Source organism: Amycolatopsis sp. NPDC051372 (genome assembly GCF_040682095.1).
Classification (GTDB): Bacteria; Actinomycetota; Actinomycetes; order Mycobacteriales; family Pseudonocardiaceae; genus Amycolatopsis.
This window is the reverse complement of sequence record NZ_JBFBAF010000020.1, coordinates 53428-79027: the sequence shown is the minus strand read 5'-3', so window position 1 is coordinate 79027 and position 25600 is coordinate 53428. Positions and strand designations below refer to the sequence as shown.

25 protein-coding genes are annotated in these 25600 nt (G+C 71.2%); 12 read left to right on the top strand and 13 right to left on the bottom strand.

Annotated elements, in window-relative coordinates:
- Positions 1-57: 57 nt before the first annotated feature.
- Positions 58-516 carry a helix-turn-helix domain-containing protein gene (locus AB0M56_RS28355; protein ID WP_364181119.1) on the top strand — a complete coding sequence of 153 codons (459 nt, stop codon included), beginning with the start codon at positions 58-60 and terminating at the stop codon, positions 514-516.
- A gap of 294 nt (positions 517-810) precedes the next feature.
- Here AB0M56_RS28355 and AB0M56_RS28350 read toward each other — a convergent pair whose 3' ends face one another.
- On the bottom strand, positions 811-1641 hold the full coding sequence (locus AB0M56_RS28350) for a carboxylesterase family protein (protein WP_364181116.1): 831 nt from the start codon (positions 1639-1641) through the stop codon (positions 811-813).
- Between the two features lie 27 nt (positions 1642-1668).
- Entirely contained in the window at positions 1669-3273 is a 1605-nt protein-coding gene (locus AB0M56_RS28345) for a DUF885 domain-containing protein (protein ID WP_364181113.1), read from the bottom strand.
- A gap of 93 nt (positions 3274-3366) precedes the next feature.
- Between AB0M56_RS28345 and AB0M56_RS28340 the strand changes: the two genes are divergently transcribed.
- Entirely contained in the window at positions 3367-4308 is a 942-nt protein-coding gene (locus AB0M56_RS28340; RefSeq protein WP_364181110.1) for a helix-turn-helix domain-containing protein, read from the top strand.
- Positions 4309-4372: 64 nt separating this feature from the next.
- Here AB0M56_RS28340 and AB0M56_RS28335 read toward each other — a convergent pair whose 3' ends face one another.
- The 4 genes from AB0M56_RS28335 to AB0M56_RS28320 all read right to left on the bottom strand — a co-directional run bounded on the left by AB0M56_RS28335 (position 4373) and on the right by AB0M56_RS28320 (position 8735).
- The gene (locus AB0M56_RS28335; protein ID WP_364181107.1) at positions 4373-5785 is read right to left on the bottom strand and encodes an MmgE/PrpD family protein; all 1413 of its coding nucleotides are present in this window, start codon (positions 5783-5785) and stop codon (positions 4373-4375) included.
- On the bottom strand, positions 5782-6603 hold the full coding sequence (locus AB0M56_RS28330; RefSeq protein WP_364181104.1) for a cyclase family protein: 822 nt from the start codon (positions 6601-6603) through the stop codon (positions 5782-5784). The genes AB0M56_RS28335 and AB0M56_RS28330 overlap by 4 nt, the downstream gene beginning before the upstream one ends.
- A 63-nt stretch (positions 6604-6666) precedes the next feature.
- Positions 6667-7551: a CoA ester lyase gene (locus tag AB0M56_RS28325; RefSeq protein WP_364181102.1), complete on the bottom strand. Its 885-nt coding sequence runs from the start codon at positions 7549-7551 to the stop codon at positions 6667-6669.
- A complete protein-coding gene (locus tag AB0M56_RS28320; RefSeq protein WP_364181099.1) occupies positions 7548-8735 on the bottom strand; it encodes a CoA transferase in 1188 nt (395 codons plus the stop codon). Before AB0M56_RS28320 ends, AB0M56_RS28325 begins: the two co-directional genes overlap by 4 nt.
- A gap of 265 nt (positions 8736-9000) precedes the next feature.
- On the opposite strand from AB0M56_RS28320, the gene AB0M56_RS28315 reads away from it, so the two are divergent.
- The 9 genes from AB0M56_RS28315 to AB0M56_RS28275 are packed head-to-tail and all read left to right on the top strand — an operon-like array spanning position 9001 to position 18574.
- Entirely contained in the window at positions 9001-10248 is a 1248-nt protein-coding gene (locus AB0M56_RS28315) for an ABC transporter substrate-binding protein (RefSeq protein WP_364181096.1), read from the top strand.
- Entirely contained in the window at positions 10245-11261 is a 1017-nt protein-coding gene (locus AB0M56_RS28310; protein ID WP_364181093.1) for a branched-chain amino acid ABC transporter permease, read from the top strand. The genes AB0M56_RS28315 and AB0M56_RS28310 overlap by 4 nt, the downstream gene beginning before the upstream one ends.
- Positions 11258-12304, top strand: coding sequence for a branched-chain amino acid ABC transporter permease (locus tag AB0M56_RS28305; RefSeq protein WP_364181090.1), 1047 nt, complete (start codon positions 11258-11260; stop codon positions 12302-12304). The genes AB0M56_RS28310 and AB0M56_RS28305 overlap by 4 nt, the downstream gene beginning before the upstream one ends.
- The gene (locus tag AB0M56_RS28300) at positions 12301-13035 is read left to right on the top strand and encodes an ABC transporter ATP-binding protein (protein WP_364181087.1); all 735 of its coding nucleotides are present in this window, start codon (positions 12301-12303) and stop codon (positions 13033-13035) included. Before AB0M56_RS28305 ends, AB0M56_RS28300 begins: the two co-directional genes overlap by 4 nt.
- Positions 13022-13723 (top strand): ABC transporter ATP-binding protein, encoded by a 702-nt coding sequence (locus AB0M56_RS28295; protein WP_364181084.1) that lies wholly within the window; start codon positions 13022-13024, stop codon positions 13721-13723. The genes AB0M56_RS28300 and AB0M56_RS28295 overlap by 14 nt, the downstream gene beginning before the upstream one ends.
- Positions 13720-15084, top strand: coding sequence for an MmgE/PrpD family protein (locus tag AB0M56_RS28290; protein WP_364181082.1), 1365 nt, complete (start codon positions 13720-13722; stop codon positions 15082-15084). The genes AB0M56_RS28295 and AB0M56_RS28290 overlap by 4 nt, the downstream gene beginning before the upstream one ends.
- Complete coding sequence (locus AB0M56_RS28285; protein ID WP_364181079.1) at positions 15084-15719, top strand: aspartate/glutamate racemase family protein; 636 nt, start codon at positions 15084-15086, stop codon at positions 15717-15719. Before AB0M56_RS28290 ends, AB0M56_RS28285 begins: the two co-directional genes overlap by 1 nt.
- Positions 15716-17080: an FAD-binding protein gene (locus AB0M56_RS28280; RefSeq protein WP_364181076.1), complete on the top strand. Its 1365-nt coding sequence runs from the start codon at positions 15716-15718 to the stop codon at positions 17078-17080. The genes AB0M56_RS28285 and AB0M56_RS28280 overlap by 4 nt, the downstream gene beginning before the upstream one ends.
- Positions 17081-17104: 24 nt before the next feature.
- Positions 17105-18574 carry a dihydroorotase family protein gene (locus tag AB0M56_RS28275; RefSeq protein WP_364181073.1) on the top strand — a complete coding sequence of 490 codons (1470 nt, stop codon included), beginning with the start codon at positions 17105-17107 and terminating at the stop codon, positions 18572-18574.
- Between the two features lie 79 nt (positions 18575-18653).
- Here AB0M56_RS28275 and AB0M56_RS28270 read toward each other — a convergent pair whose 3' ends face one another.
- The 4 genes from AB0M56_RS28270 to AB0M56_RS28255 form a co-directional block, all read right to left on the bottom strand.
- Complete coding sequence (locus AB0M56_RS28270) at positions 18654-19481, bottom strand: IclR family transcriptional regulator (protein WP_364181071.1); 828 nt, start codon at positions 19479-19481, stop codon at positions 18654-18656.
- Positions 19482-19593: 112 nt separating this feature from the next.
- A complete protein-coding gene (locus AB0M56_RS28265) occupies positions 19594-20538 on the bottom strand; it encodes an LLM class flavin-dependent oxidoreductase (RefSeq protein WP_364181068.1) in 945 nt (314 codons plus the stop codon).
- A 155-nt stretch (positions 20539-20693) separates the two neighbouring features.
- Positions 20694-20915, bottom strand: coding sequence for a hypothetical protein (locus tag AB0M56_RS28260; protein ID WP_364181065.1), 222 nt, complete (start codon positions 20913-20915; stop codon positions 20694-20696).
- Positions 20916-20952: 37 nt separating this feature from the next.
- On the bottom strand, positions 20953-21672 hold the full coding sequence (locus AB0M56_RS28255) for a sigma-70 family RNA polymerase sigma factor (protein ID WP_364181062.1): 720 nt from the start codon (positions 21670-21672) through the stop codon (positions 20953-20955).
- 132 nt (positions 21673-21804) lie between these two features.
- Between AB0M56_RS28255 and AB0M56_RS28250 the strand changes: the two genes are divergently transcribed.
- Positions 21805-22500 carry a TetR/AcrR family transcriptional regulator gene (locus tag AB0M56_RS28250; RefSeq protein ID WP_364181059.1) on the top strand — a complete coding sequence of 232 codons (696 nt, stop codon included), beginning with the start codon at positions 21805-21807 and terminating at the stop codon, positions 22498-22500.
- Between the two features lie 17 nt (positions 22501-22517).
- On the opposite strand, the gene AB0M56_RS28245 is transcribed toward AB0M56_RS28250, so the two are convergent.
- The 3 genes from AB0M56_RS28245 to AB0M56_RS28235 all read right to left on the bottom strand — a co-directional run bounded on the left by AB0M56_RS28245 (position 22518) and on the right by AB0M56_RS28235 (position 25584).
- Positions 22518-22679 (bottom strand): hypothetical protein, encoded by a 162-nt coding sequence (locus tag AB0M56_RS28245; protein WP_364181057.1) that lies wholly within the window; start codon positions 22677-22679, stop codon positions 22518-22520.
- A 95-nt stretch (positions 22680-22774) separates the two neighbouring features.
- Positions 22775-24148: a hypothetical protein gene (locus AB0M56_RS28240; RefSeq protein WP_364181054.1), complete on the bottom strand. Its 1374-nt coding sequence runs from the start codon at positions 24146-24148 to the stop codon at positions 22775-22777.
- An 866-nt stretch (positions 24149-25014) separates the two neighbouring features.
- Positions 25015-25584 carry a hypothetical protein gene (locus AB0M56_RS28235; RefSeq protein ID WP_364181051.1) on the bottom strand — a complete coding sequence of 190 codons (570 nt, stop codon included), beginning with the start codon at positions 25582-25584 and terminating at the stop codon, positions 25015-25017.
- Positions 25585-25600 lie beyond the last annotated feature (16 nt).

Below are 25600 nucleotides of genomic sequence, written 5' to 3'. Positions count from 1 at the left end.
GACTTCCTCCTCACCGGGCGAGCGGCTCGCCGGGGCGACGCGGAGGAGGCGGCAGGGTTGGTCAGCCGGGCCGAGAAGAACGAATCGAACCCCGACCTGGGCGTCCTCGCCGGGCGGCTGCTGTTCGCCGTGCAGCACGAGCTCTTCACGTCGCTCGCCGCCCAGGGCTTCTCCGACCTCCACCCGCGCCACGGCGCCGTGCTCGCCTACCTGGACACCGAGGGTGTCCGGGCAACCGAGCTTTCGCGTCTTTCGGGGCAGCACAAACAGGTGATCGGGACGATGATCGACGAGCTGGAGGCCCTTGGGTACGTCGAGCGCCGCCCGGACCCCGCCGACCGCCGCGCGAAGTTGGTCTGCCCGACGGAGCGCGGGCTGGCCGAGATGCGCGCGGCGGGCCGGATCATGACGGCTTTGCAAGAGCGGCATGCGCGCCGGTTGGGGCGTGAGGTCTATACGCAGTTCAAGGCGGTGCTGCTCGATGTGGTGGAGCATCAGCGAAAACGCACGGTGTGACGCGGTCAGAGCGCCAGCGGAAGTCGTAGGTGTATTCGCCCACATTTTCGTTGGCTTCTCTGAAGGCGTCGGTCATCAACCGGGTGAGGAGCTGCTCGGGTTTTCGTGGGGGTGCGTTTCCCGGCACCGCGCGATGCGGGCCTCGGGGTCGGGGAAGCGTCGTCGGGCACCTTTGCGGAGGCTCGCTTCGGTGGTGTCGAACGCGAAGGGAATCGAGTAGAGGTTGGCTTCTTCGGCGGTTGGTGCCGGCGAGGAGGCCGACGTCGCCGCGGATGCCGTCGGCGGGTTGGCGCGTCAGGAATCGCCGTCGAGGACGGGTTTGAAGGGGCTGCTGCTGAGCGAGGGGTCGAGGAAGTCGTGCTCCGGCTCGAGGTGCTCGGTCAGATCGAGGATGCGCTCGTCACTGAGGTCCGCCAGCGCGGCGGCCGTGGCGGGCCGGCCGAGGGCTTCCCTGAAGGCTCGCGTCGTGACCGCGGCGCGTTCGGGCGGGTAGCAGCACAGGGCGTGACCGCTCTGGCTGATGCCGCGACGGCACAGGTCCGTCAGCGTGGTCATCAGCGCCAGCACGAGCATGGCGCCGGCGGACTGCCCGCCGACGGTGACGTTCCCCGAATCCCCGCCGAAGTTCGCGATGTTCTCGTTGATCCACCCGAGAGCGGCCAGCACGTCGAGCAGCCCGCGATTGGCGGGCGCGTCGGGCAGATCGAGCCAGCCGATCGCGCCGAGCCGGTAGTTCACGGTCACCAGCACGATCCCGTCGCGGGGAAAGGCCGCACCAGCGTACACGGGCGCGTGGCCGGTCCCGGTGGCGAAGCCCCCGCCGTGCAGGAAAACGAGCACGGGCAGGTTCCTCGTACCGTGATCCGGCGTGGAGACGGTGAGGTTGAGGTAGTCGCCTCGTGCCGTGGTCTTCCCGAGAACCGGCGACAGATCAGCCCGCCCGAACGGCCGCATCCGCTGCGGCGCGGTGGCCCTCGCCGCACCCCTGACGCCGTCCCACCTGGGCAGCGGCCCCGGCGCGGCAAACCGCCGCGCCCCGACCGGCGTCGGCGCGTACGGAATCCCGGCGAACGTGACCCCGTGCGCGCCCCGGCGGCCGAGCACCTTGCCCGAACTGGTGCGCACGCTGGTCACCGGATCCACCGGGTGGCCTCAGCGCAGCGCGTCCTGCAGGGCCGCCAAGCCCACCGGTCCCACCGCGAGCGCGTCGTGGTGCCATTGCCGTAGCGAGAAGTCCGGGCGGGAACCCGCCTCCGAGCGCGCCGCGAGCCAAGAGCGTTCCCCCAGCTTGTACGCGATCGCCTGGCCCGGCCAGCCGAGGTAACGCACCACCTCGGGGTGGACGCGGTGCTCGGACGCCAGCCCGCGTTCGTGGAGCACGCGGCAGGCCGTGTCGAAGTCCCAGCGCGAACCGTCGGGCAGCGGCAGATCCAGGTGCGCGCCGATGTCGATGACGACGCGGGCGGCGCGCATGGCGGAGCCCGCGAGCATGCCGAGGCGGGTGCCGGGCTGGGTGTACCAGCCGAGTTCGTCGGCGAGGCGCTCGGCGTAGAGGGCCCAGCCCTCGGCGTGACCGCTGACGGAGTGCACGCGCGCGAAGCGGCTGACGCGGTCGGCGGCGAGCTTCGCGGTGCCGATCTGCAGGTGGTGGCCCGGCACGCCCTCGTGGAACACCGTGGTCAGCTCCGACCACACGGCGAAGCGCGAACGTCCGCCGAGCGGCCACCACGTGCGGCCCGGGCGGGAGCCGTCTTCGCTGGGGCCGGTGTAGTACGGCGCGCCCGACGCCGAACCGTGAGCGAGGGTCACGTCGATCGCGCGCAGCGGTTCCGGGATGTCGAAGTGGGCGGCGGCACCGGCCATCGCGCGGTCGTGGGCGGCGCGCAGCCAGTCCACATAGGCCGGTTCACCGTCCACAAAGTACTGCTCGTCGAGCAGGGCCAAGGCCTGGGCGACCGAAGCGCCCGGACGCACCTGGGCCGCCTCTGCCGCCAGTTCCTGCTCGATGCGCTCCAGCTCGGCCCAGCCCCACTCGTACGCCTCGGCCAGGTCGATGTCGGCGCCCAGGCTCAGGCGCGCGCCGGCCGCGTAGCGTTCGGCGCCGACGCCCTCGACCGAGGTCGCGCGCGGTGCGTAGTCCTCGCGCAGGAAGCGGGCCAGCTCGGCGTAGCCGCGGTGGGCGGCGTCGGCGGCGGAGCGCAGGTCGGTGCCGAGCGGGCCGTCGCCGTACGCCTCGACCAGGGATTCGTGCACGCCGGCGAACCGGTCGGCCTGCGACGCCGTCTCCAGGGCTTGCCGGCGCGCGGCGACGAGGCCGCGGTCGAGCCCCGCACGCAGGGATGTCTGCCAGGCCGCCAGCATCGTCTCCACGCCGGCGAGGCGCACGCCGATCACGTGCCAGTCGTCGTCTCCGGTGCGCGGGAGCATGTCCACGGTGTCGCGCAAGGAAGTCAGCACGCCGAACTGTGCCTTCACCGTCCGCAGCGGCTCGCCGAGGTCGTGCCACGCGAGCTGAGCCTCGAGCCGTTCCTTCAGGTGCGCGCCCGCGATGCGGTCCTCGCCCGACTCGGGCGTGAGCGTCGCCAGGGTCGCGAGCGTGCGGCGAGCTTGGTCGGCGCGAGCTTCGAAACCGTCGGGCGAGAAGTCGGTGAGCGTAGCGGGGTCGGGGGTGGTGATCCCGCGCATCGTCGCGGCCACGGGGTCCAGAGCGGCTTCTGCGGTCACGTGCTCGTCGGAGAGCTGGAAGATCGGCGTCACGCGGCTCACGCTATACCCGCTCCGCGAAGCCGGCGTGCACTTCGGGAAGTCACACTGCTTGGCGAGAACACCGGTGACCACTAGGATCCCGCCATGCGCTCCGTGGTGATTCTCGCCTTGGACAGGGTCGTGCCGTTCGACCTGGCCACGCCCATCGAGGTGTTCACCCGCACGCGCCTGCCCGACGGCCGGGCCGCCTACCAGGTGCGCGTGTGCGGTCCGGCCGAGGAAATCGACGCCGGTGCCTTCACGATCCGGCCGCGGCACGGCCTCGAAGCGCTCGCCGAAGCGGACACGATCATCGTCCCCGGCCGCGACGAGCTCGAAGAAGTGCCTGCCGACGTCGTCGATGCCCTGCGTGCAGCCGCGGCGAAGGGCACGCGCATCGCGTCCATCTGCTCCGGCGCGTTCATCCTCGCCGCCACCGGCTTGCTCGACGGGCAGCGCGCCACCACGCACTGGGTCGCCGCGCCGCAGCTCGCCGCCCGCTACCCGGCGATCGAGGTCGACGCGGACGTGCTCTACGTCGACAACGGCACCATCCTCACCTCGGCCGGCGCCGCCGCGGGCCTCGACCTCTGCCTGCACCTCATCCGCCGCGACCACGGCTCCGCGGTCGCCGCCGACGCCGCCCGCCTGTCCGTGATGCCGCTCGAACGCGAGGGCGGCCAGGCGCAGTTCATCGTCCACGACCAGCCGCCCACCCCACGCGGCTCGGTGCTCGAACCGGTGCTGCGCTGGCTCGACGAGAACTGCGCGAAAGACCTCACGCTCGACGACATCGCTGCCCACGCCGGCATGAGCAGCCGCACGCTCAACCGCCGCTTCCGCGAACAGACCGGCACCAGCCCGCTGCAGTGGCTGCTGCGCGCCCGCATCCGCCAGGCGCAGCACCTGCTGGAAGCCACCGACCACGGCGTCGACCGCATTGCCGGTCAGGTCGGCTTCGGCTCGCCGACGTCGTTCCGCGACCGCTTCAAACGCATCGTGGGCACCAGCCCGCAGGCCTACCGCGGCAGTTTCCAGCGGCGCTGAGCGCCGCCCTTGAACACGGGAAACCGGCCGGACGCGACGGCAACCGCCGCGCCCGGCCGGGGGATCAGTGCAGCAGCCCGGTCAGCTCGGAGAGGTCACCGAGGGCCGCCAGGCCGTAGGTCAGCTCCGTGATCCGGTCGGCCGTCTCCGCGGAGACCACGCGCGTGGCGTTCAGGCGGAACTTCGTGGCCAGCTCCTCCGCGGACAGCGGGTTGTCCGGCCCGCCGCGGTTGACGTCCACCCGCTCTTCCACCTCGGTCCCGTCGGTGAGACGCGCGCGCAACACCGCGGGGAACTGGTGCGGGAAGATCTCGTCGCACCGTGAGTCCGGCACGCACGTCACCTTCGCCGCCAATGCGAGCCGCTCGGGGTCCGCCGCCGCGGAGTCGGTGAAGTCCTCGTGGAACACGCCCAGCCCGCCGCCGCCGAGGAAGCCCGCCGCGACCGTGTACGGGCCCGAGAACGCCGCGTGGTAACCCGACTTCGGGTGGATCTTGTCCTCGCGCGGCTCGCCGATGGTGCGCAGCACGGCCGTCGGCGCGCCGAGTTCTAGACTGGCAATCGAGGCCGGATCCACGCCGCGAGCCCGCAGGCGGCGCGCGGCGTCGATGCCCGCGTGCGTGAAGTGGTTGCAGGGATACGGTTTGAAGAAGATCCCCGGGAGCTCCCAGTCGGTGCCGAGCCCGTTGACGATCTCGTCGACGTGGGCCTGGTCCCCGCAGAACGCCTGCAGGAAGCCGAACCGGCCCTCCAACACCGTCGGCGGACCCGTGATTCCGTGGCGCGCCATGCCGGCCGCGGTCACCGCCGCGTGCGCGGCCCAGCCGCAGTGCACGCGCTTCACCGTGCCGCCGGTGCGGTTGGCCTCGAGCAGGCCGGAGCCCATGCTGGCCGCGATGCCGATGGCGTCGGCGATCCCGGATTCGTCCACATCGGACAGCATCGCCGCGGCCGCCGCCGCGCCGAGGGCGCCGCAGATCGCCGTGGCGTGCAGGCCGTGCTCGAAGAACACGGAGTTGCCGAGCTCCTCGTCGTACCCCGCCATGCCGAGCCGTACCGTGATCTCGACGCCCACACCGATCGCGTCGAGCAGCTGCGCGCCCGTGGCACCGCGGGATTCCGCGACGGCGAGCGCTGCCGGCACGACCGAAGCCGACGGGTGCAGCACCGAAGGCAGGTGCGTGTCGTCGAAGTCGAGCGAGTGCGCGAGGGTGCCGTTGAGCAGGGCCGCGCTCGGGTCGGGCAGCTTCTCGCCGAGCCCGATGGCCGTGGCCCGGCCGGACCCACCCCACTCCCGCACCAGCGCGCCGACCGCCTGAGCCGGCCGCTCGCCCGTAGCCGCCAGGCTGTTGCCCAGCACATCGAGCACCCGCCGGGCGGCGTCGTCCCGCAGCTCCGACGGCAACCCCTTGGCGCGCACCGAAGTCGCGAACTCCGCGACGTGCTGCACGACGGTTTTCGTGATGGTCTGGGTCATGCCGTCACCGCCGCGAGCGGGCGCACGGGGGAGCCGGTGCCGCCGACGATCCGCAGCGGCGCCAGCACGAACACGAACTCCGAGAGGCCTTCCTCGGCCACCGCTTCGAGGTTCAGGTGCTCCATGATGAAGATCCCGGACTGCACCAGGAGAATCCGGTGCACCGGCAGCACCGCGTGCCCGGCGCCGGCCGGGATCTGCTCGTACGCCGTGGTGTCCGAGCCAGTCGCGGCGATCTTGCGCTCGGCCAGCCACTCAGCGGCTGACGTCGCGGCGCCCGGAACGCCGGTCTCCTTGCCCATGTATGCGGTCGCGTCGCCGAAGTTGCGCGCCCACCCGGTGCGGATCAGCGCGACGTCACCGGGACCGGGCTCGGTGCCCGCGCGCTTCGTGGCGGCTTGGAGGTCCTCGGCGGTGACGCCGTAACCCGGCTCCAGCGTGCGAACGCCGTGCACCGCGGCGACGTCGAGCAGGACCGCGCGGCGCAGCAGGCCGGGCAGGTTCTCGGCGCCGTGCGTGCGGAACACCCCGCCCTGCTGAGCTTCGGCCGCGTCGACGCCGCCGTGCAGCTCACCGTCGTGGCTGACGTGCGAGAGCGCGTCGATGTGGGTGCCGACGTGACCGCCGGTCACGATGATCTCGTTGGCGGCCGATCCGCCGTCCGGGCGGCGCATGTCGCCGTGGCGGCGGATCAGGGTCATCCGGAACCCGGGATGGTTCGGCGAGCAGGGCATGCCGGTGAAGAACGGCTGACCGAGCTCGATCAGCCGGACCCCGCCGGAAACCGCCGCCAGCAACGGATCCTGGGTACGTGTCATGAGTGCGCGCCTTCCTCACTGTGCCGTTCGTTACCAATCCGACCACAGTCACGGCCGAATGCCTTACTTAGCAACGGTTACGTCGTTCTCCGGGGTCGGCCTGCTTTTGGCCGGATCAGTAACATGCTTTTCTCCCGACTCCGCATTCGCGGCCAGCGTGAGCACCCACTGGGCGCGGGCCACGATCGCGGCGTCGACGAACTGTCCGTGGTGGTCGATCCAGGCGGCTTCGCCCGACTCGGCGAGCCGGCCGACGAGCTCACGAGCCCACGCCGTTTCCGCCGGATCGGGAGCGCACACCTCGTGCACCACGGGAATCTGGGACGGGTGGATCACCGACCGGCCGAAGAATCCGGCGCGGCGCCCCGCTTCGGTGCTCGTGCGCAACCCGTCGAGGTCGCGCACGGCGGTCCACACGCTCTGCACCGGGCTCGGCAGCCCGGCCGCGCGCGCGGCCACGACAACCCTCGATCTCGGCCACACCAGCGCGTCTCCACCGGCCACGCGCAGGTCGGCGGCGAGATCCGCTTCACCGAGGGAAATTCCGGTGACGAGCGGGTGCGCGGTGGCCAGCGCGAGCGCGTTTTCCACGCCCAGCGCCGATTCGAGGATCGGGTACAACGCCACCCCGAGCGTGTCGGCGACGCGGCGCAGCTCGTCCGGGTCCTCGGCCTTGGGCACGCGCACCCCGGCCGGTTTGACGTCCGAAGCCGCCAGCGCGGCCAGGTCCGCCTCGCCCGCGGAAGACGCGGGAGCGTTGATCCGCACGAAAACCCGGGCGCCTTCGGCCAGCGTCTTCACCACAGTGCGGCGTGCCTCGTCCTTGGCGGCCACCGCGACGGCGTCCTCCAGGTCCACGACGACGGCGTCGGCCGGGCCCGCGAGGGCCTTGGCGATCCGGTCGGGCCGGTCGCCGGGCACGTAGAGCCAGCTGCGCACCACCGTCACTTGATCACGCCTTTTTCGCGCAAGGAAGCCAGCTCCGGCTCGCCGAAGCCGTAGCGGCCGAGGATCTCGGCGGTGTGCGCGCTGAGCGACGCGCCCGCCGAGGTGATCCCGCCGGGCGTCTCCGACAGCCGGAACAGCACGTTCTGCATCTTCACCGGGCCGAGCTCGACGTCGTCGACGGTCGTGATGCTGCCGAGCGCCGCGAACTGCGGGTCGGTCATCACGTCGGCGGCGGTGTAGATCGGCGCGACGGCGGCCTGCGCCTCTTCGAACGCCTTCACCACGTCGTCGCGGTCGCGCTCGGAGATCCACGAACCCACGGCGTCGTCGAGCTCGTCGGCGTGCTTCGCGCGTTCCGCACCGCTGGCGAACCACGGCTCGTCGATGAGCTCCGGGCGCCCGACCAGGCGCATCACGCGTTCGGCGATCGACTGGGCGCTCGTGGAGATGGCGACCCAGCTGCCGTCGCGGGTGCGGTAGGTGTTGCGCGGCGCGTTGTTCGTGGAGCGGTTGCCGGTGCGCGGCTGCAGCGTGCCGAGCTGGTCGTAGGCGATGATCTGCGGCCCGAGCAGCGTCAGGATCGGCTCGATGATCGCCAGGTCCACGACCTGGCCGCGCCCGGTCTGCTCGCGTGCCCGCAGCGCCGTCATCACGGCGAACGCGGTGGTCAGCGCGGCGATGCCGTCGGCGAGGCCGAACGGCGGCAGCGTGGGCGGGCCGTCGGGCTCGCCGGTGATGGCGGCGAACCCGCTCATCGCCTCGGCGAGCGTGCCGAAGCCGGGGCGCTTCGCGTACGGGCCGATCTGCCCGAAACCGGTCACGCGCGTGAGAACCAGGCCGGGGTTGATCTCGCGCAGCTCGTCGTAGCCGAGGCCCCAGCGCTCCAGCGTCCCCGGGCGGAAGTTCTCCACGACCACGTCGGCGTCGGCCACGAGCTTGCGGAAGATCTCCTGGCCCTCGGGGGAGCCGAGGTAGAGCGTGATGGCCTTCTTGCCGCGGCCGAGCATCTTCCACCACAGGCCGACCCCGTCGCGCTGCGCGCCGTGGCTGCGGACCGGGTCGCCGTTCGGGTGCTCGATCTTGATCACCTCGGCGCCGTAGTCGCCCAGCAGCGTCGCGGCCAGCGGACCGGCGAACAGGGTCGCGGTGTCGAGTACCCGGATCCCGGACAAAGCGCCCGTCATGGGGCCTACCTGCCTTTCTCGTCCGGCGACCCGAGGCTCGTGCTCATCGTTTCGCCGGGAGGAACAACTGTGAACGCGATGTTTCCTGCCCTTGTCGCGGGCTGGTCATCAAATTCGCACTGATCACGGCGTTCCGTCAAGTTATGCGCAGATATTGACCTGACGTGGAGGCCGGTGTCACGATATCCGGCAACAATCCCGGCGTTTCTTCCAGCGGAACGCCGATGCTGCCATCGGGAAGAGGCTTCCATTGGGAAGAGGTGACATGTCCGCGCGAAAGCTCACCGCCGTGCTCAGCGCGTGCGCCCTGTTCGCGGCGGCCGGGTGCGGAGGTTCGGCCCCGGCCGGGGCCGGTGGGGCGGCCGCGGGCCGGGACGAGGGCCCGGTGAAGATCGGGGCGTTGCACCCGGTCAGCGGATCCAACGCCGTCGACGGGCTCCAGATGCGCCGAGGCGCGCAGATGGCGGTCGACGCGATCAACGCGGCCGGCGGCATCAAGTCGCTCGGCGGCCGCAAGGTCGAACTGATCACGGGAGACACGCAGGGCAAGGCCGACATCGGCCAGAGCGAGGCCCAGCGGCTGATCTCCGCCGGCGCCGTGAGCCTCATCGGCACCTACCAGAGCGCGGTGAGCACCAACGTCGCCGTGGTCGCGGAACGCAACCGGGTCCCGTTCGTGATGGACGTGACCGCCTCGGACGCGATCTTCAGCCACGGCTACCGGTACTCGTTCCGCGTGCAGCCCGGCAGCAAGGCGATCGCCACCGCTGCCGCCCAATACCTCAAGGAGGTTTCGGAGCAGGCCGGGAAACCGGTCCACAAGGTGGCGTTCCTGCACGAGCAGAGCGATTTCGGCAGCGGCGCGGCCGACGCGTTCAACGCCGCGGCGAAGCAACTCGGTCTGGCCATCGGCCCGAACATCAGCTACGACGCCACCACCGTCAGCGACCTCACGGCGCAGATCACGCAGGTCAAAGCATCGGGCGCCGACGTGCTGGCCATCGCGGGCTACTACCGCGACAGCCTGCTCGCGGCGAAGGCCATCGACTCGGTGAAGCCGGCGCTCAACGCTGTGTGGGGCGTGTCCGACGGCGCGTTCGACCAGCCGAAGTTCGTGACCGACGCCGGCAAGCTCGGCGCGCTCTACTTCAGCGCCAACTACCACTACGACGCCACCAACGCGAAGACCGTCGCGTTGCGCGAGCAGTACCAGCGCCAGTTCGGAGACCCGATGCGCACCGGCGCCGTGCTGTCCTACGACGCGATCGACGTGATCGCGCAAGCGGTCGAGAAGGCCGCGAGCACCGATCCCGAGAAGGTCCGCGACGCGATCGCCGCGTCGACCGTCGCTCCCCTGACCGTGGGCCACGGGCCGATCTCCTTCGCCGCCAACGGCGACAACCGCAATGCGTTCCCCGTCCTCATGCAGGTTCGCGACGGTCAGGTCAAGCAGGTCTTCCCCCCGGACAAAGCCGAATCCCGGCCCGACTACACGGTGAACTGGCGGCCATGAGCGAACTCTCCCCCGGGGCGACACTCGCCCCCGAATTCTCCCCTCCGGACGACACCAAAGCCCGGCAGCGCAAGGCATTCCTGAGCCGTGCCGGCGTGGTCGCCGTGGTGCTCGTGGTCGCGATCGTCGTCGCGCTCCTGCAGTCGGGCAGCGGCCTGGTGGTGTGGCAGTCGGTGGTCACCGGCATCCTCACCGGCGGGCTCTACGGCCTGATCGCGATGGGGCTGACGCTGATCTTCGGCGTGCTCGACATCGTCAACTTCGCCCACGGCGCACTGCTGGCCGTCGCGATGTTCATCTCCTTCGGCATGGTGGCCGGCACCGGCATGCACCCCTACCTCACGCTCATCGTCGCGGTCCCGGCGTTGTTCCTCATCGGCGCCGCCGTGCACCGCGGGCTGTTGTCGGGTTCCGCGGGCAAGACGCTGGAGAACCAGCTGCTCATCACCCTCGGGCTTTCACTGCTGCTGGAGAACCTGCTGCTGATGTTCTTCGGCGCCGAGCCCAAGAGCATCTCGCTGCCGGGCGATTTCCAGTTCTCGTTGCTGGGCGCGATCGTCGCGGGATCGCGGCTGTACGCGTTCCTCGGCGCGATCCTGCTCGGCGCGGTGCTGTTCTGGCTGCTGCGCCGCACCCGGCTCGGCACGGCGATCCGCGCGGTCGCCGCCCACGGCCCGGGCGCGGAGCTCGTCGGCATCAACGTGAAGCGGATCCACACCGTCACCTTCGCGATCGGCACGGCCTGCGCCGGTGCCGCCGCGGCACTGGCGGGACCGCTCGTCACGGTGACGCCCACGCTCGGCGAGCAGTTCAACATCACCGCGTTCGTGGTGGTGGTGCTCGGCGGGATGGGCAACGTCGTCGGCGCGCTCGTCGGCGGCCTGCTGATCGGGCTGGTCGAGCAGCTCACCACGATCTACCTCGGCGGCCAGAGCTCCCTGCTCGGCGTGTTCGTGGTCTTCGTGCTGGTGCTGTTCCTCCGTCCGCAGGGCCTGTTCGGGAGGCGAGCATGAGCACCATCACCATCGCGCCGCCGGCGTCGACCGACAAGGTCAAAGCGCCGGCGCTGCGTCCGCAGAACCGGCAGTACGCGATCCTCGCGCTGCTCGTGCTCATCGCGATCCCGCTGCCACTGATCCTGCCGGCAGCTCAGGGCGCGGTCGCCGTGCGCATCCTGATCTTCCTGCTCATGGCCGTGGGCTGGAACATCATGAGCGGCTTCGGCGGGATGTTCAGCTTCGGCCACGCCGCGTACTTCGGCCTCGGCGCCTACACCAGCGCATACCTGCTGGTGAAGCAGAACGTGTCGCCGTGGATCGGGATGCTGGCCGGGATGGCGGTGGCCGCCGCGGTCGCCGTGCTCATCGGGTACTTCTCGTTCCGCTACAAGCTCCAAGGCGCGTACTTCGCGCTGGCGACCTTCGCGTTCGCGGAAATGCTGCGGCTGATCGTGACCAGCAGCGCGTTCGCCAACAAGTCGGTGGGCTTCAGCGTGCCGCTGATCCAGGGCTCGTCGCTGTGGAAGATCCAGTTCCCGGCCGACTCACCCGCGTACTTCTGGGTGGCGCTCGTGCTGGCCGGGGCCGCGGTCGCGGTGAGCATCGGATACCTGCACTCGCGCGCCGGCCGCTACGTCACCGCGATCCGCGACGACGAGCTGGCGGCTTCGTCGCTCGGCGCGCCCGTGATGCGGCACAAGCTGATGACGGTGGCGCTCTCGGCGGCGATCACGGCCGTGGCCGGTGCCTTCTACACGCAGTACTACCTGTTCGTGAACCCCGATCTCGGGTTCGGTTCCGCGATCTCGATCCAGGCGATCGTGCCCGTGGTGATCGGCGGCATCGGCACGATCTGGGGCCCGGTGGTGGGCGCGATCATCGTCGGCTCGCTCACCGACGTCACGGCGACATTGCTGCGCACCCCGCCCGGGTTCCTCGGGTTCCTGCAGGGTCGCAGCGGGCTCGACGTGGTGCTCTACGCCGTACTGCTGATCCTCATCGTGCGGTTGCTGCCGAAGGGCATCGTCGGAACGCTGGTAACGAGGTGGCGGCGATGAACCTGGTTCAGGTCAAGGGCGTCGGCAAGTCCTTCCGAGGGCTGCACGCGCTGTCCGATGTGGACTTCGAGGTGGCCGAGGGCGAGATCCTCGGCATCATCGGGCCCAACGGCGCGGGCAAGACCACGCTGTTCAACGTGGTGTCGGGCGCGCTGAGGCCCGACACCGGCCGCGTGCACCTCGCGGGCGCCGACGTGACGGGCCGTTCGCCGGACCGGATCGCGCGCGCCGGCATGGTGCGCACGTTCCAGCTGATGCGGCCGTTCTCCAGTATGACCGTGCTGGAGAACGTGAGCCTGGCCGCGCAGCACCACCGCTTCGCGGCGAAAGACCTGCGGAAACACTCGCTCGACGTCGTCGAACGCGTGGGGCTGGGGCCGTGGGCACACCGCGCGGCACCGGACCTGCCGACGGCGGGGCTCAAGCGCCTGGAGCTGGCCCGCACGCTCGCGATGCGGCCCAAGGTGCTGCTGCTCGACGAGGTGCTGGCCGGGCTCGTGCCCGCCGAGCGTGAACCCGTGCTCGACCTGCTCGCGACGCTGCGCGAGCAGGAAGGCGTGACGCTGGTGTTCATCGAGCACATCATGGCCGCGGTGATGCGGCTGGCCGACCGCGTGCTCGTGCTCGACCAGGGCCGCGTGCTCGCCGTCGGGTCGCCCGAAGAGGTCACCAGCGACCCGCGGGTGATCGACGCCTACCTCGGGGAGGAGCCGACCGGTGTTGAAGCTTGACAAGGTCTGCGCCGGTTACGGGCGCATGCGCATCCTGCACGACGTGGACCTGGAGCTGCGCGCCGGCGAGCTCGTGGCCCTCGTCGGGGCCAACGGCGCCGGCAAGACCACGACGCTGCGCAGCATCTGCGGCCAGCTGAAGCCGATGTCGGGCACCATCACGCTCGACGGCGAGCCGACCGCGGGCCGCCGGCCCGACCAGCTCGTGCGCGAGGGTCTCGTGCACGTGCCGGAGGACCGTGCGCTGTTCGGCACGCTCACCGTGGAGGAGAACCTCCGCATGGGCGCGTGGACGCGCACGGCGGCGCAAGCCACGAAGTCGCTGAAGGAGGTCTACGACCTGTTCCCGGTGCTCGCCGAGCGCCGGAGCACGGTCGCGCAGACGTTCAGCGGCGGGCAGCAGCAGATGCTCGCGATCGCGCGGGCGCTGATGGCCGGGCCTCGGCTGCTGATGCTCGACGAGCCCTCGACCGGGCTTTCACCGAAGCTGACGTGGACGATGCTGGAAGCGGTGCAGCGGATCCGCGACACCGGTGTGGCGGTGCTGCTGGTGGAGCAGAACGCCAAGCAGGCGCTGGCGATTGCCGACCGGGCGTACGTTCTGGAGAGCGGGTCGACCGTGCTGGCGGGCACGGGCGCCGAACTCGCGGACGACAGCCGGGTCAGGAAGGCGTACTTGGGACTGTGAAAACGGAACAGGCCACGGAGGCGGCCAAGTCGACCACCGCGCTCGGCGCGTGGGTGTCCGAAGTGGACGTAACGGCCATGCCGGCCGCTGTGCTGGACCGGCTCGCCCTGGTGCTGCTCGACGTCGTCGGTGTGACGGCGGTCGGGGCAACGCTGCCGGAACAGCGAGCCCTGGTTGCCGCATGGCGAGCGCCGGACGGTCCTTCGCCGTTGATCGGGGCCGGGCGGCGGGTGTCCACGGACGCTGCCGCCTGGCTCAACGCGATGGCGCTCGTGTCGCTCGAGCTCGACGAGGGCAACAAGTACGCCAAGGGGCACCCCGCGGCCCACGGTTTCCCCGCGGTGCTGGCGCTGGCGGCAGAGCTGGACAGCACCGGCGCCGACACGGCGGCGGCGCTGCTGGCCGCGTACGAGGTGGCGTCGCGCTTCGGCCGCGCCACCTCGCTGCGGGCGGGCGCGCACCCGCACGGCAGCTGGGGCGTGCCCGGCGCCGCGGCCGGGTGCGCGCGCCTGCTGGGCCTCGCGCCCGGCGCGGCCGCGGCGGCGATCGACACCGCGGCCGGGATGGCCATCGCCGGGCACTTCGACTCGGCGACGCAGGGCAACCCGGTGCGCAACGCGTGGCTGGGCGCCTCGGCGATGTCCGGGCTCGCCGCCGTGCGGATGGCAGTAGCGGGCATGGCGCGCACGACGGGCACGGCCGCGCTCTCGCTGGGCACGGTGCTCGGCTCGTTCGACGCGGCCGAGCTCACCAGCGACCTCGGCTCACGGTGGGACATCACGCGCGGCTACTTCAAGCGGCACGCGTCCTGTTCCTTCACACACCCGGCGGCCGACGCCGTGCTGGAGCTGCGTGCTGATGCGCGGTTCCGAACGGAAGGCATCACGAAGATCGTGGTGGAGAGCCACGTGCTGGGCGCCGGACTGTCCGGAGTGGACTGGTCGAACCGGCTCTCGGCGATGTTCTCCACGCCGTTCGTGGTGGCCACGGCCGCGCTCACCGGCGAGGTCGGGCCGGGCTCGGCCGTCGACGACGCGGGTGTGCGTTCGCTGGCGCGGCGCGTGCGGCTCGTCGAGGCGGCCGACCTGACCGCGCGCCTGCCCGACGAGCGCGCAACCCGCGTACAGGTGTGCTTCGACGACGGCGCCACGCTCACGAGCGAGGTGCCCAACCCGGTCGGTGACGCCGACCACCACCCGCTGACCGAGCCGGACGTGCTCGGCCTGCTGAAGACGTGGCTGCCTCGGCAGCCCGAACTCGTGGACCGGGCCGCCGCCCTGGGCCACGACCTGCCCGGCCTGCCCCGCGTCGGCGCGGCGCTGCGCGAGCTGGCCGGGACCGACGAGAAGGAGCTGAACTGATGCGTGCCCTCGCGGTGACGCCCATCCACCTGCCCGACGATGAGGTCGCCCGGCGCCAGGCCCGCTACGACCGCCTCGCGCCGCCGGGCGTGGAGATCGAGCTGCGCAACGTGGGCCCGACCGCACCGGCCACTTTGGACACCGCCGCGTCGATGCGGGACTCGGAGCGGGAAGTCGCCGCGCTGCTGAAAGACGCGGGAGAGGGCTTCGACCTGGCGTTCCCGGACTGCGTGCTCGACCCGTCGGTGCCCGACGCCGTCACCGAGCCGGCGCTGCCGGTGCACGGCATCCTCAAGCTGTCGGCGACGCACCTGGCCGGCAAGGGCGTGCGGTTCGGCGCCGTGGTGCGCAACGAGGCCATCAAGGACGAGTTCGCCAAGCGGATCTCCGCGTACGGGCTCGACGAGTACCTCGCCGGCATCCGCGTGCTCGACCTGCCGTTCTCCGCGATCGCCGAGACCGAGGTGTGGAACGCGGCGCTGGGTTCGGCCGTGCGCGAGCTGGCCGAGCTGGGCGCGACGGCGGTGATCAACGGCTGCTCGGCGGTCGATGTCGAGCCGGCCGACCTGCCGACGCGGATCGTCGACCCGACGGAGCTGGCGATGCGGCTGCTGGCCGTCGAGGGGGAGCGGTGAGCGACGGACCGGACCTCGTCGTCGCCGGCGCCGGTGGCGGGCTCGCGGGCGCGCTGCGGGCGGCCGAGCTGGGGCTGAGTGTGCTCGTCGTCGAGGCGAGCGAGCACTTCCGGCGGGGCAACAACACCTCGATGTCCACGGCCATGTTCCCCGGCGCGGGTTCGCGCTGGCAGGCGGCCGCGGGGGTCGAGGACTCGCCGGAGCAGTTCGTCGCCGACATCATGGCCAAGACGAAGGGGCAGGCCGACCCGCGGCTGGCCCGGACGCTGGCTTCGGTGAGCGCGCCGCTCGTCGAGTGGCTCGCCGATTCGGCGGGGTTGCCGCTCGACCTGGTGACGGACTTCAACTACCCCGGCCACGCCGTCACGCGCTGCCACTCGATCCCCGGCCGCCACGGTTCGGGCGTGATCGACCACCTGGCGCGGCGCGTCACCGAGCACGAGAACATCGAGGTGCTGGTGCCGGGCAAACTGATCGACGTGCTGACCGATTCCGACGGCGTGCGCGCGGTCGTGGTGCGTTACCCGGACGGGATCGAGGAAGAGATCCCGACGCGCGCGGTGCTGCTGGCCACCAACGGGTTCGGCGCCGACAAGGACCTCGTGGCCCGGCACCTGCCGGAGATCTCGGGCGCGCTGTACCAGGGCAGTGACCAGTCGCTGGGCGACGCGCTGCGCATCGGCGAGAAGCTGGGCGCCGCAACGGGGTTCCTCGACGCGTATCAGGGCCACGGCGCGGTCACGGCCAACGCCGGCACGCTCGTGGGCTGGGCGACGATCATCCACGGCGCGTTCCTCGTCGATCTCGGCGGCCGCCGCTTCGGCGACGAGACGCGAGGCTATTCGGAGTACGCCGCGGAGCTGGCCGCACGTCCGAAATCCACCGGCTGGATCGTGCTGGACGAGACGATTTTCGAGCAGTGCCAGCCGTTCCAGGACTTCCGGGACACCGTCGCCTCGGGCGCGCTGGTGTGGGCCGACGACGCGGTCGGCCTGGCTGCCGCGACGGGGCTTCCGGCGGACGCGCTGGCCGACGAGCTTTCTGGTGTGGCCGCGATCGCGCGAGGCGAGCGGACCGACGAGTTCGGCCGCACCAACTGGGAACGCCCGCTTTCCGGCCCCTACGCCGCGGTCCGCGTGGTGCCCGCGTTGTTCCACACCCAGGGCGGCCTGATGGTCGACGAGAACGCTGCGGTGCTCGACGCGCAGGGCAATCCGATCCGAGGCCTCTACGCCGCCGGCGGCGCGGCGGCGAGCATCTCCGGCCACGGCGCCGCGGGGTACCTACCGGGCAACGGGCTGCTGCCGGCGTTCGGCCTCGCCTACCTGGCCGCGGGCGATGTCGCCCGCCACCACCACTGATTTGTTGCATAGCGGAGGAGAAGAATGGCTACCACGGAACTGCTCGTGAAGAACGTCCGGGTCGTCCGGCCCGACGACCCCGACGGGTCGCAGCCGGAACTGCTGGACATCGCCGTGAACGACGGCAAGATCACGCGGGTGGCGCCGAACCTGCCCGAGGACGTCGCCGCCCGGGTGGTCGACGGCCGCGGCCTGCTGGCTTTCCCCGGCGTGGTCGACGCGCACCAGCACTGGGGCATTTACAACGAGCTCGCCACCGACACCCGCACCGAGAGCCGCGCGAGCGCGCAGGGCGGCGTCACCACGTCGCTGACGTACATGCGCACGGGCCAGTACTACCTGAACAAGGGCGGCAGCTACCGCGACTTCTTCCCCGAGGTTCTCTCGGCGTCGCAGGGCAATGCGTACGTGGACTACGCGTTCCACCTCGCGCCGATGAGCTCCGAGCACATCTCGGAGATCCCGTACCTCGTCGAGGAACACGGCGTCACGTCGTTCAAGATCTTCATGTTCTACGGCAGCCACGGGCTGCACGGCCGCTCGACCAGCCAGAGCGACTTCCTGATGATCCCGCCCGACGAGCGTTACGACATCGCGCACTTCGAGTTCGTGATGCGCGGAGTGCAGAACGCGCGCGAGATCCTCACCGAGTACGCGCCGCACCTGTCGCTCTCACTGCACTGCGAGACGGCCGAGATCATGACCGCGTACACGAAGCTGGTGGAGCAGGAGGGAACGCTCTCGGGCCTGCGCGCGTACAGCGCTTCGCGGCCGCCGCACTCCGAGGGCCTCGCGGTGACCATCGCGTCGTACCTGGCGCACGAGACGGGCCTGCCGAACATCAACCTGCTGCACCTGTCGTCGGAGAAGGCTCTTTCGGCCGCCCTGACCATGGGCAAAGCGTTCCCGCACATCGACTTCCGGCGCGAGGTGACCATCGGCCACCTGCTGGCCGACGTCGACACCGCCTCCGGCATCGGCGGCAAGGTCAACCCGCCCTTGCGCGAACGTGAGGACGTCGAGGCCCTCTGGCGCCACGTCCTGGCCGGCGACGTCGACTGGGTCGTCAGCGACCACGCCTGCTGCCGCGACGAACTCAAGTTCGGCGCTGACCGCGACGACGTCTTCCTGGCGAAGTCCGGCTTCGGCGGCGCCGAGTACCTGCTCCCCGGCCTCGTCGGCGAGGGCACCAAGCGCGGCCTTTCGCTGCAGCGCATCGCCCAGCTGACCTCGACGAACCCCGCCCGCCGCTACGGCTTGCTGAACAAGGGCACCATCGCCGAGGGCTACGACGCCGACTTCGCCCTGGTCGACCCGGACGTCCGCTGGACCGTCCACGCGGCCGACTCGGAGTCCACCCAGGAATACACCCCGTTCGAGGGCTTCGACATGACCGCCAAGGTCACCGACACCTTCGTCCGCGGCCACCACGTTTACGCCGACGGCAAAATCACCGGCGACCCGATCGGCCACTACCTCAAGCGCGGCCGCTGACCCAACCCGCTCGTGGGCCCTTCGTGCTTCGGCACGGAGGGCCCATTTCTTTTACTGCCTGGAAAACCGCCGTCCGAAATCAGCGGCCGCCGGCGTCGCCCGAATCGCGAAGCCAAGCCCAGCTATGCCGTATCTCCTCCGCAGCATCACGCACCAGCACCCGATACCTCCCCACCGCCTCCGGCGTGAACCGATACTGCGGCCCGCAAATACTGATCGACCCGTGAATCTCCCCATCCGGCCCGAACAGTGGCGCCGCCACCGACCCCGCCCCGGGCTGCCTCTCCCCAAGCGAAACCGCAACCCCTTCACGAGCAGTATCGGCCAACACCGCCCGCAGATCATCCGCCGTCGTGATCGTCTTCTCCGTCAACGCCGGCAACTCCCGCCCCAGCACCGCCGCCTGCCGCTCCTCCGGCAGAAAGGCCAGAATCACCTTCCCCGAAGACCCGGCGTGCAACGGAAACCGCCGTCCGATATCGACAGTCATCTTGATCTCACGAGGACTCTCGAACTGATCGAGATACACCCGCTCATCGCCGACCAATCCGGACAACGTCGTGGTCTCACTCGTCTCGTCCCGCAACCGACGCAACACCGGCGTGGCGACGGTCCGCGCATCGAACCTCCGCAACGCACTCGCCCCCAACGCCACCGCCGCCGGACCGAGCCGGTAGCCGGCCACACCGGGGTCGGTGGCGAGCATCTCCCGCGAGACGAGCGACTGCAGGATCCGGTGCACCACGGCCTTGGCCAGCCCGAGCTCCCGGCTGATCGCGCTCACCCCCAGGTACCGGGGCCCGCCCGTGAAGAGCAGCAGCACGTCGGCGACGCGCGCGGCCGCTTCCGTGCCGGCGTTGTCGGGCGAAGCTGCGGGCTTGCGCCCGGCGGTACTCTGGGTGCTCAAACCGGTGATCCTCGGAATTCTGGTTGTGTTCCGCTGGTGGGAACGTGAGTGAACTGCGCGCTGGCGCCCACTTTACCGTTTCCGGGACATTTTCGGGACCACCCTGTTCCGGTCAGCGATACGGCAGCACCCGTGCCAGTGCCTCGGCGGCCGTCGTGGGGCCCGGCCCCGCGGGGATGAACACGACGTGGCCCGCGCCGGCGGCTTCGAGTTCGGTCAGCCGGGCCCGGACGCCGGTCGGCGTGCCGACCACCGCCAGCTGGTCCACCCACTCGTCGGGCAGTACCGCCGCGAACTCCTCCCGTGACCCGGCAGCCTTGCGCAGCGCCGCGAACTCGTCGGCGAACGGCAACGGCGCGAGGTGCGGCGCCCAGTCCGGCTCGCCGATCGCCGTGAGCGCCTGCCGAGCCAGCGCCCGCGCGCGGTCGGGGGAGTCGTCGACAGCCGCGACGTTGTAGGCGACGAGCTCGTGCTCCGCCCCGACGATCTCGCGCACGGCCTGCAGGTACTCCGGCGTGACGGGCTCCGCGAGGATCGTCCCGTCCGCCACCTCGGCCGCGAGGGCAAGCGACTTCGGCCCGCGCACCCCGGCGTACAACGGCGGCACGACCTTCGGCGGGCTCTGCAGCCGGACGTCGCGCAGCTGTATTCCGGCGCCGTCGAAGCTGACGTGCTCGCCGTCGAGGATCGCCCGGACGGTGGTGAAATACTCGCGCAGCAGCGTCAACGGACTCCCCGGCCACACCCCGGCCTGCCGCAGCCACGCCGGCATCCCGTGCCCGATCCCGGCGAGCAGCCGGCCCGGGAACATCCCGGCGAGCGTCGCCAGCTCCATCGCCGCGAACGCGACGTTCCGCGCTCCTGCCGGCAAAATCCCGATACCGACCTGGATCCGCTCGGTCTTCGCGAGCGCCACCGCCGCCTGCGCGACGCCGCCGCGGAAGAAGCAGTCCTCGACCACCCACAGCTCGTCGAACCCCAGCCGCTCGGCCCGCTGCGCGTACCCGGCGAACTGGGTGGCGTCGAGATCCGGCGGCGCGACGAGACCGATCTTCACGGCGGGTTCCTCCCCGTATGTTCTCCTTGCCTGGCAACGAGAACGTACCGCTCGCCGGTTCCCGCGTCAGGAGGGTTCGTCCGCCGGCGTCTCCTCCGGCCAGTCGAGACCGGCTTCCGTGATCAGTGTGTCGAAGATCGGCGTGTCGGGCTGGGTCATGTCGGGGCCACCACGTCGATGATCGCGTCGGCGCGGACCCATTCGTCGGCGTCGTGGGTGCCGTCCGCTTGGACGGGGACCCAGGTGACGTCCGTGTCAGTGTCGAGCACGGGCGGGCCGGTCACGATGCCGCGCCGGCACAGGCGTTGCGGGCCGGGCTTGCGCTTGCCCGGCAGGTAGGTGACGCGGTGACCGCGCACCAGTGGTTCCTCGTCCATGGTTCCCCTCCTGATGATGTTCCCCTGCGTTTCCCGCTCAGGTCGGAAGTTCGTCGTTGACCTCCGCGAGCCCCGCGGTCACGACCCGGCACGGCGCGCAGCTCGCGACGTGCCCGCCGATCACCGTCGAACGCCGCCGCGACAGCCCGCCGCGCACCCACGCGCCCAGGTTGCGGCGCGCCTCCGCGCAATTTGGGTCTTCCGCGTGCGGCACCTGGACCTGCAGGTACGCCTGGCGCAGGCCCTCGCGTGCCCGCCCGGCGAGCACGGCGGCACCGTTCGGCGAGACGCCCAGCAGCAGCGCGGCCTCCGCGGTCGAGCCCCCCTCCGCGGCGGTGCGCCACAGGACCGTTCGCCACCGGCCCGGCAACGTGCAGTAAGCCGACCAGACGAGTTCGACGTCGGACCGTCGCAGCGCTTCTTCCTCGGCCACCGCCCGCGCGCCGGCGGGCTCGGGGACGGTCTCGCACAAGTCGACGCGGTTGTGGTGCCGGCTCCAGCTCGCGGCGAGATTCCGCATCGTGACGATCAGGTACGGCCGCGCGTCGTCACGCGGGCCACCGCCTGCGCGCACGGTGGTGATCACGCGCGTGAACGCCTCGGCGACCAGGTCCTCGCACTCCGCCGGCTGGTGGCGCCAGCGCGCGGCCGTGCGGCGCATCGGCTCGACGTGGCGGCGGTAGAGCGCCCCGCTCGCGTGAAGGTCGCCGGCACGAACGGCCGCGAGCAGCACCGGGTCCGGCGGCTCGTCGTCCACGCAACTCCCCACGCGGTTCTCCAGGTTCGTATGGACACTCTCCGTAAGAATACTGACTGTGTTCAATAAGCACCTAAAGTAACAGGTACAGAAGTGTACCCGATATCGCGGGGAGCGCTACACTTCCCGCCGATGACGTCCCCGGGCACCCCCTACAAGGCTGACGGCCGGGCGGCGCGCTGGGCGGGCCAGCGAGAACGCCGCCGTCGCGAGTTCGTCGAGGCCGGGTTGCGCGCCATCGCTCGGCACGGACCGGACGTGTCCACCGAGCAGATCGCCGAGGAAGCGGGTGTCGCGCGCACGCGGTTGTACAAGCACTTCGCCGACGCCACCGACCTGCAGTGCGCCATCGCCGACCGCGCGGGCGAGCTGATCACCGCCGAGTTCGCGCCCCTGTGGAACCCGCCCGGCACCCCCATGCAGATGATCCGCGGCGCGATCGGCGCCCACACACGCTGGCTCGCCGACCACGCCCATCTCTACCGCTACCTGACGCAGGTGTCGGGCCGCCCCGGCACGCGCGACGTGGTGGCCGACGTGAAGACCGCGATCGCGCGTCAGCTGACCGTGCTGTTCGAGCGCTACCTCGCCGCGTACGCCATGGACACGCGCGTCGCCGACACGATCGCCTTCGCCCTCGTCGGCCTCGTCGAGTCCAGCACCGCGCGCTGGCTGGAAAACCCCCGCGGCCTCGACCAGGCCGACCTGGCCACTCTCCTGGCCCGCTGGACCTGGCACATCCTCGACGACGCCCTCCGCACAGGCGGCATCACGCTCGACCCGGATGTGCCGTTGCCGGAAAGTGTTGCGGGGCCGGAGGATTCTTGAGTCTCTTGTGGACTGTGTCAGCCGAGTCGCTGGAGGATCCGGGTGAACTGGCCGTTGTCGAGTAGTCCTTCGCGCACGCTGACGATGGCGCGGCCGCTGGGGCCACACACGATCAGGCCGTCGGAGACCCAGGAGTAGCGGCCGCTGAGGGCTTCGCCGGATTCGGTCCAGCTCCGCATCAGCTTCTCGACCTCGGCGATTGCGGCGCTCCAGTGAGATTCGTCGGGCCGAGTCTGGCGGGCAGACCCGCCTGCCTCGAGTGATTTTCGCGTGTTCAGCGGGTGATGAGGGATGCGAAGGCAGCGCGCACGTCGGCGTCCGAGGCGTCGACCGGCATGTCGGACGGCGGGCCGAGGTCGGTGTAGCCGTAGGAGGTGTAGGAGACCGACGGCGGACAGCTCGTGCCGCCGATCTCCACTTTGGTGTCGGCGACGAGCTTGCCGGTGCGGAGTTCGTAGGCCTTGAGGGGGATGGCGATCTTGTGGAACGTCACGTCGTCGGGGAGGTCGGGGAACGTGTGGTTCTCGTACTGGCACGTGCGCACGGCGGTGCCGTTGGTGTCGTCGCCGGCGCAGACGATCAGGACGGCCTTCGTCGGGTCGGTCACGCGCCAGTCGGCGGGGAGGCGGTTGGTGAAGTCGTCGTTGCCGGAGAAGATCGCGTGGTTCGTGCCCTTGCCGTAGGGCGGGGCGGCGCTGTACGGGGGCGGCTTGGTGCAGTATTCGGGCGCGGTGGTGTTCGACAGGAGGCGGCGGACGTTCGCCAGTTCGCCCACCACCTTGGCCTTCTGGACGCCGTCGGTGGCCCTCGCGGCGACAGCGCTGCGCGGGTACTGGTCGAGCACCTGCTGGTACCGCGTGCCGGCGTTCTGCCAATCGCCGGCGGCCAGCCGGGTGTCGCCGCACGCGACGAGGGCGCCGGGCCGGGTGCGGTCGACGACGGCCGCGGCCTCGTGACGGCTCCGGAGCCAGTCGGTGTCCACAGCGAGGTCGCACGGGTTCTGCGCCGGCAGCTCGGCCAGGAACCCGTCGAGCACGACGTCGGCCATCCGCTCGTGGCCCGGCAGGTCGGTGCGCACCCCGGCCAAAGTGTCGAAGCCCGTCTTCAGCTGACCAGTGTTCCCGCGCAGCCCGCCGGCGAGAGCCTCGGCCGCGGTGCGGAGCCTGCCGCACGCCTCCGCCGTCGCGTCCCCGGCGGCGGCCAGCGGCGCGTCGGCGAGGCGGTGGCCGAACCACACGCGGTCGAGCGCCTTCTCGGCCTTGGCGCAGTCACCGCTGTCGCGCGCGTCGGCCACGTCGCGGCCGATCGAGACGGCGTCGAACCGCAGCAGCGCGGCCACCACGAGCACCGGCACCGCGACGGCCGGCGCCACCACCCAGTCCCGCCACCGGCTCCGCGCCGGTGGGCCCGCGAGGAACCACCCGTGCACGATCCCGGCCGCCCACCACACCAGCACCACGATCTCGAACCACGCCGTCGGGAACGCCGTCACCAGCAGCACGGCCAGCACGACCGTGCCCACCGAGTTCAGGACCGCCAGACCTCGCCGCCCCAGCAGCAGGTACCCGACCCCCAGGAACGACGCGTTCCCGACCGCCACCGCGGCCGGACTGGCCCGCCGCACCGGCACCCACGGCGGCTCGTACATCGCACCCCTTCCCAGACCACGCGACGACCGCCGCCGATTGTGGCCACGCACCCCGGGAGGGGTCCCGATGTCTTCCTCAGGAGTTCGCGGTGCGGGCGATCGTTGTCCGGCGTGATTGTCGCCTTGCAGTCGCATCGCCGTCCGGTGGTGGGAACTTCCGGTCGGGAGTTGCCGCGGTGCTTGGTTGCCGAGGGCGGTTTGCGGTGTGGGTGAGCGTTGCGTGGCGTGAGCTTGCCGGCCGGGCGTGGGAACTTCCGGTCGGGAGTTGCCGCGGTGCTTTGTCGCGGAGGGCGGGTTGCGGTGCGGGCGAGTGTTGTGCGGCGTGATTGTCGGGATCGGGTTGGCTCGCCGGCCGGGCGTGGGAACTTCCGGTCGGGAGTTGCCGCGGTGCTTTGTCGCGGAGGGCGGGTTGCGGTGCGGGCGAGCGTTGTCCGGTGTGATGTCAGCTCCGCTGTCCGGACGTGGCGACTTCCGGCCAGGAGCCGCCGTGCTTGGCCGCCGGGCGTGGGTCGCGGTGCGGGCGAGTGTTGTCCAGCGTGATTGTCGGGACGGGGTCAGCTCCGCCGTCCGGACGTGGCAACTTCCGGCAAGGAGCCGCCATGCTTGGCCGCCGCGGAGGTCGAGTTTCGACGTAGTCCGCGGCTGGATGCCACAGACCCACCCCTCGCGAGAGACAGGCGAGTGGCGCGGCGCGACGGCAGCCGAAGACGGGCGGCACGAACCTTCCGTGCCCGGGCGTCTCAGCGCCCCACCCTCGGATTCAGGCCCCGGGCCCGACCTCGTCCCAAGGCAGCAAGCGGTTCGCACGCCGCGGATCCGTTCCCCGGCACACCCGCGAGTCCGATGTGGTCACCAGCCCCTGAACCTCAGCCCAGCCGCTTCCTCCACTCCAGATCCACCCGGATCCGCTCCTCCGGCGACCCGTCCCACGTCACCGGCAGCTCCTGCGCCCGCAGTGCCGCGGCCACCATCTGCCCCACCTGCGCCGTGTCGGCCGGGGAGTCCGCAAGCCGGCCGTACGACAGCAGCAGTTCGCCGCCCTCGACCGAGTGGGCCGTGTCCTGCTCGTGGAAGAACACGAAACCCCGGTCGCCCGGGGCGGCTTCCGCGCCGATCTCCGTCAGGCCGCAGTTCTGGCAGCACGCGAAGTCCGCCCGGGCCACCACGCCCGAGGAGGCCAAAGCCGCGAACGCCGACAGCACCCGATCCGGGTCGGTCACCGGAGGCCACGTGCGTTGTTCCGCGACCCGCGCCTGCCAGAGCCGGTCGACCACTGCGCGCGCCTGCGGCAATGACACCGAGGGCTCCAGATGCTCCGTGGTCGCGACCGCGACGTCGTCGGGCGCGCTGAAGCCGCCGTGCACGAGCGGCCGCGCGAACTCCACGGCCTCGGCCGCCGTGTCGGCGGGCAGGTCCTTCTCCTTGCGTCCCCACATGCCCGCCATGGTGTCA